Origin of the sequence: Rhodococcus sp. WS1, from assembly GCF_003797745.1 — a bacterium.
In the GTDB taxonomy this organism is placed as follows: domain Bacteria; phylum Actinomycetota; class Actinomycetes; order Mycobacteriales; family Mycobacteriaceae; genus Rhodococcus_F; species Rhodococcus_F erythropolis.
The window spans coordinates 1,252,777-1,265,264 of sequence record NZ_RKLZ01000002.1; the positions used below are offsets into that span (position 1 = coordinate 1,252,777).

Annotated in this window: 10 protein-coding genes; 8 read left to right on the forward strand and 2 right to left on the reverse strand. The window is 60.8% G+C overall.

The window, feature by feature from the left end; translation table 11 throughout:
- Nucleotides 1-591 precede the first annotated feature (591 nt).
- Both EEB12_RS18375 and EEB12_RS18380 read right to left on the reverse strand, forming a co-directional pair.
- Nucleotides 592-2,049 (reverse strand): APC family permease, encoded by a 1,458-nt coding sequence (locus tag EEB12_RS18375; RefSeq protein WP_037136700.1) that lies wholly within the window; start codon nucleotides 2,047-2,049, stop codon nucleotides 592-594.
- A 273-nt stretch (nucleotides 2,050-2,322) separates the two neighbouring features.
- Nucleotides 2,323-2,916: a TetR/AcrR family transcriptional regulator gene (locus EEB12_RS18380; protein WP_019745642.1), complete on the reverse strand. Its 594-nt coding sequence runs from the start codon at nucleotides 2,914-2,916 to the stop codon at nucleotides 2,323-2,325.
- A 341-nt stretch (nucleotides 2,917-3,257) separates the two neighbouring features.
- On the opposite strand from EEB12_RS18380, the gene EEB12_RS18385 reads away from it, so the two are divergent.
- The 8 genes from EEB12_RS18385 to EEB12_RS18420 are packed head-to-tail and all read left to right on the forward strand — an operon-like array spanning nucleotide 3,258 to nucleotide 12,482.
- Nucleotides 3,258-3,932: a hypothetical protein gene (locus tag EEB12_RS18385; protein ID WP_019745641.1), complete on the forward strand. Its 675-nt coding sequence runs from the start codon at nucleotides 3,258-3,260 to the stop codon at nucleotides 3,930-3,932.
- Entirely contained in the window at nucleotides 3,925-5,304 is a 1,380-nt protein-coding gene (locus EEB12_RS18390; protein ID WP_141488269.1) for a glutamine synthetase family protein, read from the forward strand. The genes EEB12_RS18385 and EEB12_RS18390 overlap by 8 nt, the downstream gene beginning before the upstream one ends.
- 20 nt (nucleotides 5,305-5,324) lie before the next feature.
- A complete protein-coding gene (locus tag EEB12_RS18395; protein WP_029256442.1) occupies nucleotides 5,325-6,410 on the forward strand; it encodes a Zn-dependent alcohol dehydrogenase in 1,086 nt (361 codons plus the stop codon).
- Nucleotides 6,388-7,146, forward strand: coding sequence for a gamma-glutamyl-gamma-aminobutyrate hydrolase family protein (locus EEB12_RS18400; RefSeq protein ID WP_258537259.1), 759 nt, complete (start codon nucleotides 6,388-6,390; stop codon nucleotides 7,144-7,146). The genes EEB12_RS18395 and EEB12_RS18400 overlap by 23 nt, the downstream gene beginning before the upstream one ends.
- Nucleotides 7,133-8,623, forward strand: a complete 1,491-nt coding sequence (locus EEB12_RS18405; RefSeq protein ID WP_230091019.1) for an amidase — start codon at nucleotides 7,133-7,135, stop codon at nucleotides 8,621-8,623. Before EEB12_RS18400 ends, EEB12_RS18405 begins: the two co-directional genes overlap by 14 nt.
- Complete coding sequence (locus EEB12_RS18410) at nucleotides 8,620-10,104, forward strand: aldehyde dehydrogenase family protein (protein ID WP_019745636.1); 1,485 nt, start codon at nucleotides 8,620-8,622, stop codon at nucleotides 10,102-10,104. The genes EEB12_RS18405 and EEB12_RS18410 overlap by 4 nt, the downstream gene beginning before the upstream one ends.
- A 15-nt stretch (nucleotides 10,105-10,119) precedes the next feature.
- Entirely contained in the window at nucleotides 10,120-11,601 is a 1,482-nt protein-coding gene (locus EEB12_RS18415; RefSeq protein ID WP_141488270.1) for a flavin-containing monooxygenase, read from the forward strand.
- Nucleotides 11,602-11,606: 5 nt separating this feature from the next.
- Nucleotides 11,607-12,482 (forward strand): NAD(P)-dependent oxidoreductase, encoded by an 876-nt coding sequence (locus EEB12_RS18420; protein WP_020971038.1) that lies wholly within the window; start codon nucleotides 11,607-11,609, stop codon nucleotides 12,480-12,482.
- Nucleotides 12,483-12,488 lie beyond the last annotated feature (6 nt).

A 12,488-nucleotide genomic window follows, 5' to 3' on the forward strand; every position in this document is an offset into this window, starting at 1 on the left:
CGATGACCCCGAACACGAGTTCCCAGAAAGGGCGTTCCGATATTGAGCGGTTGAGAACATGCCTGCGATTCTTTTGCCGCGTACGGAATCAGCCGCGTCGAACGCCTCGACATTGGATCATGGCCGTCTGCGTCAGTCATGACCCAGGATTCCAGGGCTGGCAGCAGGCCTGGGCATAGTGTGTATTCCCGCCCAGGTCGGCCGGTGTTCGAGTATGTGGGTCCTGATGTCGGCCTGATGCCGAGGACTCCGAATTCGGTGTTGATCAGGAATCCGGAATCGCTCAGTATCGATCCGAGGGTCTCCGTCAGCGAGTGCATGGTCGAAGGGCATTCCATGCGCCACAGCGTTGTTGGCTGCCGCGCACGCGTAGTAGCCGAAGGGGCTGCGTCCGAAGGATGACGCGTACGCGACGTAGCGACGGCTTCAAGGACCATGTCTTTGGCCCACTGATCCAACTCGAGCAAATTGGCGCCGACGGCGCTTCCGCTTTTAGTTCCAGTGCAGGTTGGGTGGCGTGGTCTTCATGCACCGGTGGGCCCGTGCCTCGCGACGGGGAAGCCGGTTTGGTGGCTTGAATTTGAGGTTCGTCTACTGCTCTCGGGCCGTCGCGCGTTCCGAGTTCAGGTGAGGTGGCGGCTGGGAGGCGTCAGCGTGGCTTCGACGCCCCATCAGGTAAAAGGCGATAGTGGCCGGCGTGATGGTTGCGAGCGCAACGTAGGACATGGCACTGACTGGAGACGGTGCGGGGAAGAAGATTCCGTTGAGATAGATCCATGAGGTTGCGACGGCACCGGCGATCAGTGCTGCGATTGTCACGGCGGTGGCTGCGCGCTCGCGGAAGAGGAGCATCACGGCGCCGATGCTGATGACGACGTATGGGCTCACCCAGAAATAGACGACCAGAGTTGACACTGCGTTATAGATGGAAGGAAGTGGGCCCGTGGCGCCGATCACCAAAGTGCAAATGCCGAAGAGGCCACCGAGAATGATCAGCAGGATTGCGGAAACAGGGCTGTGAAATCGGGAGTGTATGCGTGTGAACCTTTGTGGTAGAAGCTTTTCGGCTGACAGAGTGGCGACGAAGCGGGATCCGTAGTTGACGAATCCGATCAGTGCGGCGAAGGTCGCTACGGCGACAACGAGGTCCGTCATTTGTCCCATTGCGGTCGGTAAGCCCGCATTCTCGGCCAGGGCGGCGGGGGATGATGTGCCGGAAAGGATTTGGTCGGACGTCTCCGTGATTCCTGGTGCCTGTAGGAAGGTTGCGATCACGTACAAGGTTCCAAGCACGATGGGAACACTCATCACGGCGGCCGGCACATTCTTCTTCGGGTCGCGGGTCTCCGCGGCCAGGGCCGCGCTCCCCTCGAAACCGACCAGGAACGCAGTTCCGGATGCGATGCCGGCCACGATCCCGCTGACGGACGCGCCCTGAAGAGTCAGTTGTTCCTGCAGATGTAGACCAGTGTGAATCGCACTCGCCCCGGTAATGGCCAGCAACAGTGGAAGACAAATCGCAGTGAGTAGGACCGCGATTACGATCGAAACATCTAGGCCGCGACAGGTGATCGCCGCGACAATTGCTGCGGAGGCGAGGTAGATCGCGATTTGTGCAGGGCGATCGAGGCCGCCGTTGATGCCGATAGATTGCAGGAAGCTACCGCTGTACGCGCCGATGACCAGCAAAATGCTTGCGACCATCGCCAGATACCCGAGGAACAACGAGGCTGCGATCAGTGACTGTGCCCATCGCCCGAATACTTCGCCGGCGTAGGAGTAGAGCGATCCGGAGGCGACATACCGGCTAGCGAAGACGGTTACTGCTCTGCCGACGCAGATGACTGTCAGCGCTGCGAGCAGAGCAGCGACCCAACCACCGAGTCCTGCGTTGAGTACCAGCAGCATTGGAAACGACGCCATGCCGACGGCAGGGATCATTGACGAGATGGCCAGCGAGGTCAGTTGAAGGCGACTGAGATGGCCGGATTCAAGGTTGATGGACTCCGTATCAGTCTGTGCTACAGCATTATTCGACGAGTGATTCATATGTGCGTCCTTGAATTTGTGCACTGTCGAGTGCGGGCAGGGGCTATATGCCGGGATCGGCCGCGATCGCGCGTGTGAGGATCGGGATAGCCCTCAGGAGATGGTGATGTCAGTCACATGACTGAGTCGATCGACTGAGATTAGCTTCGCCCTTGCTGTTCGTCAATGAGTTCCGGGAAATTCCTTGAATGCAGCTGCGGGATTCGGATGATGACGGGCACGACTGCGGCCCGGCGCTGTCGATTGCAACGCCGGGCGGGAAACGGGAAAACTCTAGTGGGGCGGGTGGATCGAATCGATGATGCCGACGATTGCGGACGAGATGGCGTCGAGTTCGGGTGCGCTCACTCCGGTCGCGCCAGTTGCGAGATTTTGCATGTAGATTCCGTCGATTGCGCCGATCGTGTAGCGGGCGAGCAGTGTGGCGTCGCTGCCGGCGATGTCGGTTGCGTGCCGAAGCTCATCGGCGAAGGCGGATATGTACGTCGTGTAGCTGGCTCTGGCGAGTTCGGCCTTGTCCGGATTGCGCAGCGCCCACAGCAGCAGCTCGTATTGGGCGATCGGGACGTCCCGATCGGCGTGGAGAAGATCTTGGAAGCGTTCGAGCAATGAACGGATGATCTCTTGACGTGTCCAGCCAGTTGTCGGTACCAGGCGTGATCCCACTGTGGTGGCACGAAACATGTCGTCCACGGCGGTATAGATCTCTCCTTTGCCGTCGAAACTGTAGTGCAACGCAGCGAGGTTGACTCCGGCTTCGTCGGCGATGCGGCGGGTGGTCGCCGCGGCCAGTCCGTCGCGAATGATGACTCGGGCGGCGGCCTTGACGATCGCAGTCCGCCGCTCGGATGCTGTCAGATACGCCATTCGCTTTACCGTTCACCTTCTCGTTGTCGTGGGACTCCAGGGGTCGAGCGTATCGATGTCACTCAGCGTGCGTGACACCCTGGTCGATCCTTTATCTGCCCGGTGCGTTCCGGGTGCGTCGTTGCCGCTCTTCGGGATCTCTTGCAGTTTGCCTATTGACGCTAGCTCCGATCCGCCATAATCTCAGTCACATGAGTTAGTCATGTGACTGACTTCATTGCTCGACTATAGCGCTTGGCAGATCGCACCAGGGCGAGAGCTGCGACATCGCACAAAACCGCGTCTCTCTGACGCGCAACCAAATCGCTTGCCCCATGCCCCGAAACTGGAGGGACCACCCCATGACCGACATCCGAGAGCGGGTGGATACAGATCCACCGCGACCCGATGAATCCCATACCCGGTGTGCGCCCGACGTCGCCGTCACGATGGAGTTCGACCCACCCCCGTTGGTACGAGCTGTCGTGACCCGCCTGCGCGTTGCTCTCGATTCCGACTCAGGCAGGAAAGCTCTCGAGGCAATGCCCCCCGAGGTCGACCTGCAGTCGACCAGTGATCCGCAAAGCGCGCGATTGACTCGAACAGCAACCGGCGTGCACGTCAGTAGCCCCGAGGGGTCGACAGTTCCTGTTGTCGGAATCAGCGTCGACGAACTGGCGATATCCGAGGACGAGCCCCTGGCGGGCACTGCGAATGTTGCCGCGTTAACCCCTCTTATCGAACCAGAGCCACCGACGCTGGACATCGCAGCGTGTGAATTCTGGGAGAAAGCTTCGGGCCTGCCTGGAATGCCCGGATTGTCATTGGCTGCTCTCGACACGGGCGCAGCCGTGCACGTGGGGCCGACAACGGATGCGTATGAAATTCACGGGCTCGAGATGGATCTACGTCGACTGCTAGCGGGTTTCGAGTTGTTCGTCTATTCCCTGCGCGCAGGGAAGTTCTACATCAAAGGCACGAACCGACAATTGTCGGTCGTCGCGGGAGCATCAATGAAGGCGGTCCTCCATGTCTGACACGACGAACCTCGGTGAATGGATCGGCAACAATTCCGTTCGCACGATTCGCGCACAAACCGTGACGTTGGATGGTGCCTTGGTCGGAAAACATCTGTCACCCAAAAAGTTTGAGTCCGGAGCGCAATCGGGCTGGGGATTCGCTGATATCGCCCTCGCAGTCGATCTCGGGAATACCGCTCAGCTCGGATTCGATTTCGGTGATTGGCGCGGTGAGATGCACGACGTCTTCCTTCGTCCCGACCTTACGACTCTGTCAACCGACGCATCACTACCAGGTCTCGCCACGGTGATGTGTGATCTGGTCGATCAACACGGGGCACCGCTTCCGGTGTGTTCGCGATCCACGCTCGCACGTGTGGTCAAAGAGCTTGCCGAGCTTGGATTTACAGGTAAGGCGGCCGTGGAGATCGAGGCCACGGTGTTCGAAGAGTCGATCGAGCAGGCCCGCGAACAGCGTTTCACGAACCTGCATCCACTCGGCGGTACCCAGGGCGCGATCTACCTGTTGAGCAGATCACGGGACTACACGACGCTCATGGACGCAATAGCTGACCGCATCGAACGGGCCGGAATCCCTTGGGAAGGCTGGGCAGACGAGTCCGCGCACGGCCAAATCGAAGTAAATCTCCCACCGACCGACATTCTCACCGCAGCGGACTGGTACGTACGAACGAAGCAGATCATGCGGGAAGTCGCCTACGAGCACGGTCGCACCATCACCTTCATGGCTCGGTGGTCGCCGGACCAGTTCGGGCAGGGCGCTCACATCAACCTTTCGCTTCAACAGGACGGACGGAACGCCTTCTTCGATGAAGTTGAGCCCTCGCGCCCGTCGGAGACGATGCGGAACTTCATCGGTGGCGTCCTCGACACAATGGCGGCGGCCAGTTCTTTCCAGTATCCGACCGTGAACTCATACCGCAGAATCGCAGAATTCGACGGACCTCCCACCACCGTCACGTGGGGTGTTGACAACAAGAGTGCGGCCGTTCGAGCCGTCTGCACGACCGAGAAGCTCTCTCGTGTCGAGTATCGCGTCCCGTCGGCGGACGTGAACATCTATCTGTCGATGGCATCGTTCCTTGCCGGCGGTCTGATCGGCCTGCGCGATCACAGCGATCCTGGCCTCGAATGCACCGTCATGGCCTGGGGATTGCCGCCGGGAACCTCGAAGTTGCCAGCCAGCCTCTCTCGAGCGATCGCGGAATTGAGTGGCGATGTAAACCTGACGGAGGTTTTGGGGCGAGAGCTGGTGGAGTACTGGATCGGCACGCGCCGGTGGGAATGGTTGCAGTTCTTCACCACTGGGGGAGACCCGGCCGCAGGAGTCTCCGACTGGGAGCTCGAACGCTACTTCGAGCACGTCTGACAACGAGGACAGGTCTGAAGATGAAAGCAGCAATACTGAACGCTGCCCCTGGTCGGCTCGAGTTCGAAGAACTCGACATCGACGTGGCCGGACCTCGAGAAGTTCGCATACGTACAGCAGCCGTCGGGCTGTGTCATACCGATCTGCACTACGTGGACGCGCTCTGGCGAACAGAACTTCCGGAGGTGCTCGGTCACGAGGCATCGGGCATCGTCGAATCGGTTGGGTCAGACGTCACGGCTGTAGCGCCTGGCGACCACGTCGTGACGTGCATGACAGCTTTTTGTGGCCGATGCCGATACTGCATTGCAGGTCGACTCACCCTCTGCTCCAATCATTCCCGCCTCCGCTCGCGGCCCCAGCCGGCGTTGACGACCAAGGCCGGGCGCGCAGTGGGACGAATGGGTGGCATCGGTGGATTCGCCGAACAGATGCTCGTGCACGAGAACAGCGTCGTCCGCGTCGACGATTCGGTACCTCTCGATCGCGCGAGTTTGCTCGGGTGCGCCACCATCACCGGCGTCGGGGCGGTCTGGCACAGTGCTCGCATCGAACCAGGGTCGTCGGTTGCCGTCATCGGTTGTGGAGGCGTGGGGCTTTCGGTAATTCAGGGCGCCCGGCTAGCCGGCGCGGCCCGGATCATCGCGATCGATGTGGACCAGCGAAGTATCGATCAGGCTCTTCGAGTCGGGGCGACTGCGTCAGTGAACGCGGCTGAGATCGAGCCCGTCGACGCCGTACGCGCGTTGTGTCCGGGTGGGGTGGACTACTCATTCGAGGCGATCGGCCGCAGAGTCACTGTCGAGCAGGCATTCTCGATGCTCGCTCCCGGCGGAGTGGCCACGGTCCTCGGCATGGTTCCTGATGACGAGCCGCTGCGGATCACAGCGTCGGAATTGTTTTTCCAGGAGAAGCGATTGCAAGGCTCCCTCCTCGGGTCGAACCAATTCCCGACCGATATTCCGCGATTGGCCGAGCTGTACGTCCAGGGCCGACTCGAACTCGACGAGATGATCTCGTTGCGAGTCCCCTTCGACGAGATCAACACAGGAATCGCAGCGCTTCGTGAAGGAGGGGTGAATCGTGTCGTCGTCGAATTCGCCTGAGCGTGCGCGTCGCCCATTGATCGGAGTGACCGGTCGGCGCTCGAGCGCGGAACGCCTGGCCGTCGAACCTCGGTACCGCCATCTCGAGTTCGACATGCACTACTCCGATTTTCCCACCCGGCTGTCGTCCGAAGGCGCCCTGGTCGTCCAAATTCCCTATGAGGCAAGCGGAATCGACCTGATTGAGCGGCTCGACGGAATAGTCATCTCTGGTGGGCAGGATGTTCACCCCGAAACACTGGGTATCGACGCCGCGCCCACCGACCCGGACAGTGACCCGCGTCGAGATGCGTATGAGATCGAATTAATATCGAGTGCAGTAGAACTCGGTACTCCACTGCTGGGTGTCTGTCGCGGGATGCAGATGCTGAATGTGGCATTGGGAGGCACGCTCGTGCCTGATCTTCCGACCATAGACATCAACCACAAGTCACCAGGACTGGGCATAGCCGAGGAGACCCACCCCGTACGGATCGCCACTGATTCGACGGTGTTCGAGATATACGGCGCACACGTAGAGGTCAACTCCTTGCACCACCAAGCAGTGGACCGGCTCGGCCCGGGCCTCACTCCCAGCGGGTGGGCTCCGGACGGTGTCGTCGAAGCGGTGGAGATGCGCGGGAGACCGATCGTCGGCGTCCAATGGCATCCGGAATGGCGCCGGAAGGACCCCGTCTTCGCTTGGTTGGTCCAGGTCGCTCTCGCGCGAAAGGAAGTGCTCGATGGAGTTGCATGAATACTCGGACATGGACGCCACGGATCTGAAATGTCGACTCGACCGGAAAGAAGTAACCCCTGCTGAAGTGCGCGAAGCCGCACTAGCTGCAATCTCCCACGTCGACACGCACCTCGGTGCCACCGTCGGTCCTCCACTCGACCCACCACCGACGTATTCCACATCCGGTCCTTTCAGCGGAGTTCCGTTCGCGCTCAAAGATCTCCTGTGCACTGCGGCGGGGATAGCGAACGAGAACGGTAGCGCAGCAACCGCAGGCTATATCGCCACACGTGACTCCGATCTGATGGCTAGGTGGCGCGCTGCCGGACTGTCCGTGACCTGTCGCACTGCCACACCAGAATTCGGATTCAGCGCAACGACGGAATCGGCAGTGAACGGTCCTACCCGCAACCCCTGGAACCCACAGCGGGTCGCCGGTGGATCCAGCGGTGGCTCCGCGGCGCTCGTTGCCGCCGGGGCCTTGCCGTGGGCGCACGCCAACGACGCCGGCGGATCCATAAGAATCCCTGCCGCACTGTGCGGGGTGGTGGGACTCAAACCGACCCGCGGGCTCGTTCCACCCGGCCCGGATTCGGATGAACCGCTCTTCGGCCTCACGACTGAGTTCGCGGTCACCCGGACAGTTCGCGACGCCGCCGCGTTGATGGACGTAGTGCACGGCAGCGCACCGGGGGACCGGTACTTTCAGCCGCGTCGAAGCCCCGGCCACTACAGCCGAGCAGTCGGCCGGCGACCGAAAGGCCTCCGGATCGCTGTGTCGACCGAATCTCCTGGCAGTCGTCACGCTGCGGACCCCGCCGTGACAGCCGAGGTGATGCGCATCGCGCGCTTGCTCGAACAGTTCGGCGGCCACGTCGAGATTGCGGCACCAGATGTTGACCCCGAACTGTTTCGGGATCTCAATCTCACTTTCTGGTCTGCGTCGATCGCAGAGTCCATGCGCGCACTGACCGGAGTACGCGCCATCGAGGACATGTACTCCTCGCTGGAGAGCTCGACTGCCGCCATGGTTCGTCACGGATTCACCGTGGAATGGGCGGACATCGCCCGCGCCCGCCGCTACCAGAATCACCTGACCCGTGGCACGGCGAGCTTCTTCGAATTCTTCGACCTCACTCTCACGCCCACCACACCGACGACCGCCTGGCACGTCGGCGAACTCGACTCCAACCGGCGGGGTATCACCGCCGGCGAGTGGGTGGACACCTTGGCGAAGTACTCGCCCTTTACTGCCATCTACAACGTCACGGGCCAACCGGCTATCTCCATCCCCACAGGAATGTGTGACGGACTGCCGATCGGAGTGCAGCTCGCCGCAGCTCCCGGCCGTGACGATCTGTTGCTTGCCGTGGCCGCGCAACTCGAGGAAGCCGTCCCATGGGCAGGCCGCGTCCCACCGATTCATGCCGGCAAGCCGCTCCTCCCAGAAACGGAAAAAATGCCGACCCTCTACTCGGAAACGGAACGCACATGAACACCCGCGAGGAATGGACACGATTCGCGACGTCAATCGAAGCGCCATCGGCTATGTGGCTGAACGGTCAATGGTTCAACGGTGACGGGAGTGAGCGCCACCATGTCTTATCCCCGCATGACGACACCGTCGTAACCAGTGTCCCGCTGGCCACTCACGCCGACGTCGACAGAGCCGTCGAAGGTGCTCGCGCGGCGTTTCTCGATGGCCGGTGGGCGAGGATCAGTGCGCGCGAGCGTGGTGCGGTACTGCAGCGGTGGGCAGAGCTCGTCTACGAGCACCGCGACGAACTCGCTGCGCTCATCACACTCGAGATGGGTAAGCCGATCCAGATGGCACGTGATATCGAGCTGCGCGCCGTCGAGAACACCTTCCGCTGGTATGGAGAACTGGCTGACAAACTCTACGACGAGTCGCCACGCGGCCTGATCGATGCGGTCGCGTTGGTGAGCCGTGAGCCGGTGGGGGTGGTCGCGGCGATCACCCCATGGAACTTCCCACTCACTCTCAGTAGTTGGAAAATCGCCCCTGCGTTGCTTGCAGGCAACAGCATGGTCATCAAGCCCGCTACACAGTCACCGTTGTCCTTGCTTCGCTTGGCTCAGCTGGGTTCGGCTGCAGGACTTCCCGACGGCGTGCTGCAAGTTGTCACAGGTAGCGGTGGACAGGCCGGAGCTGCCCTTGCTCGCCACAACGGCGTCGACTGTCTCACCTTCACCGGATCACCGGACGTCGGCAAACAGCTGCTGATCTACGCGGGTGAGTCGAATGCGAAACCCGTGCATCTCGAACTCGGCGGCAAGAGCCCACAGTTGGTATTCGCCGATGCTCCGGACCTCGCCGTTGCAGCGCGCACCGTGGCGTGGGCAATTACCTTCAACGCCGGACAGATGTGCACTGCAGGTGCTCGCTTGTTGGTCGAGGAAACGATCGCGGATCAATTCGTCGCCGAGGTCGTTTCGGAAATCAAGCGCTGCACTGTCGGTGACCCTTTCGATCCCGATACCCACATCGGGCCCGTCGCGAGTCGGGCGCATCGCGCGGACGTCCTCGAACACGCGAGAACTGCTCACACAGAAGGCGCAACGCTCGCCCACGGTTCGCTGCAGGAACGAGCAGGTTCGGGGGCGTACCTGGATCCGATCGTGTTCACCGATGTTCAGGCCGAGCACCGCCTGTTCCTCGAAGAAGTTTTCGGACCGATCCTCGCAGTCACCCGTTTCACTGACGACGCTGACGCCGTCAGGTTGGCTAACGCCACACCGTTCGGTCTCGGAGCGGGGGTGTGGACGTCGAATCTCACACGAGCCCATCGGCTCACGCGCGAAATCGACGCAGGTCTTGTCTGGGTGAACTGCTACGAGGAAGGGGATCTCTCCGTCCCCTTCGGCGGTCGCAAACTCTCAGGCCACAGTGTGGACAAGAGCATCCATGCACTCGACAAATTCACGTCGACGAAGTCGACGTGGATCCATCTCTGAACAAAGGCACAGCACATGTCATCACGGGTCAACGACGGCCACATCGCGATCATCGGAACCGGGTTTTCCGGGCTGTGCATGGCGATCGAACTGAAGAAGAAGGGCATCGACGACTTCGTCCTGTACGAACGCGCCGACGATGTCGGCGGAACCTGGCGCGACAACACATACCCAGGGGCAGCCTGCGATGTGCCCAGCGTGTTGTATTCCTACTCCTTCGCTCAGAACCCGAACTGGACCCGTATCTTCCCGCCATGGTCGGAACTGCTCGACTATCTCAGATCTGTTGCTGCGCAGTATGATTTGCTGCCGCACATCCGCTTCGGTGTCGAGGTCTCCGAAATGCGGTTCGACGAGGACCGGCTCCGGTGGAACATCCAGTTCGCATCCGGCGAATCAGTGACGGCTGCCGTTGTCGTCAACGGCTCAGGGGGCTTGAGTAATCCGTACATCCCGCAGCTACCCGGACTGGAATCATTCGAGGGTGCCGCATTCCACTCCGCCAAGTGGCGACATGACCTCGACATGTCGGGAAGGCGTGTCGCGGTGATAGGTTCCGGCGCCAGTGCGATCCAGTTCGTCCCCGAAATCGCCCCGCACACCGAGACCCTGCATGTGTTTCAGCGATCACCCAACTGGGTCATGCCACGTGGTGATGCCGCGCTGTCGCCCGCCACCCGCGAAAGATTCTCACGGCGTCCTTATCGTCAACGGTGGCTGCGATGGCGGACCTACTGGGCATTCGAAAAGCTCGCCAGCGCCTTCCTCGGAAATCGCAAACTCGTCGAACAGTACCGATCCCAGGCGCTCGCCAATCTTCAACAGCAAGTGCCGGATTCGGAATTGAGGCAGAAGGTCACCCCAGATTACGATCCTGGCTGTAAACGTCGCTTGATATCCGACGACTGGTACCCCGCGCTGCAACGGGAAAATGTGCACTTGAACACCTCGGGGGTTTCCGAGATCCGCCCGCATTCGATCATTGACTCAGAGGGAGCGGAACACGAAGTCGACACCCTGATCTTCGCGACCGGATTCCAGGCAACCAGCTTCCTGGCACCGATGAAAGTATTCGGCCGCGAAGGAGTCGAACTCTCCGACAGTTGGCGCGAGGGCGCCGCAACAAAGCTCGGGCTTGCATCCGCCGCGTTCCCGAACCTGTGGTTCCTCAACGGCCCGAATACCGGTCTCGGTCACAACTCGATCATCTTCATGATCGAAGCACAAGCCAGATACATCGCTTCGGCAGTGCAGTACATGCGCCGAAAAAGTATCACTGCCCTCGAACTCGATCGCACCGTCCAGACAGGCAGCTACGCCGCCACCCAAGAACGCATGCGCCGAACTGTATGGGCATCGGGTGGCTGCGACAGCTGGTATCAATCCGCTGACGGTCGAATCGACACCCTGTGGCCGGCCAGCACAATCGAATACTGGTTGCGCACCAGGCTATTCCGCAAGTCCGACTTCCATGCACTGACGACAGGCAAAGGATGAACAACATGGACGTATCAATACTCGGCACCGGCTTGATGGGAACAGCTCTCGCTCAGGCGCTCATACGTAGCGGGACAAAGGTGACGGTGTGGAATCGAACCGCCGACAGAGCGTTACCCCTCGCTGCGGCTGGAGCTACAGTCGCCGAATCTCCACAATCTGCGATTGCGGCCAGCCCGCTAATCGTCATCAGTCTCCTGAACTACGAGATCGCCAAAGATGTCGTTACAGAAGCAGATTCGATTGCCGGAAAAATCATCGTCAACACCGCAACCGGTACGCCGGAGGAAGCGAACCAGTTCGCCGAGTGGATCGCAGGGCGAGGCGCTCGGTACCTCGACGGAGCCATAGCTGCATACCCGGAGGACATCGGAACCGAAAGTTCAGGGATCAACTATTCCGGAGACGAGGACGTGTGGGAGGACGTCCAGAGCCTTCTGACACCCATCGCCGCCCAATCACGATATGTCGGAGCCCGTCCCGGTGCCGCCAACGTGATCGACGCGGCCATGGCAGGCGCATTCTTCAACGTCGCGCTCGGTGCCTTCCACGAAGCAGCAGCGTACGTGCGGTCCGAGGACGTCGCGATCGCGGAGATGCGCCACAGTTTGCACCTGTGGACCGACAAACTTCTCGAACTCCTTCACGAAGCACTCAAAGCGTTCGAATCTGGAGAGTACGAGACCGATCAGGCAACCTTGAACGTATACGCAGCCGCAGTAGAAGCCTGGCAACAATCGATGCAGCGAGCAGGCCAACGCGCCGCTCTGATGACGGCGAATCTCGACAACTTGCAACGTGCATGCGCAGCCGGGCACGGGGACAAGGGCATCTTCGCCCAAATCGAAACACTCTCCGCCAACCCTCAATCCGCAATCTAAGGAGAC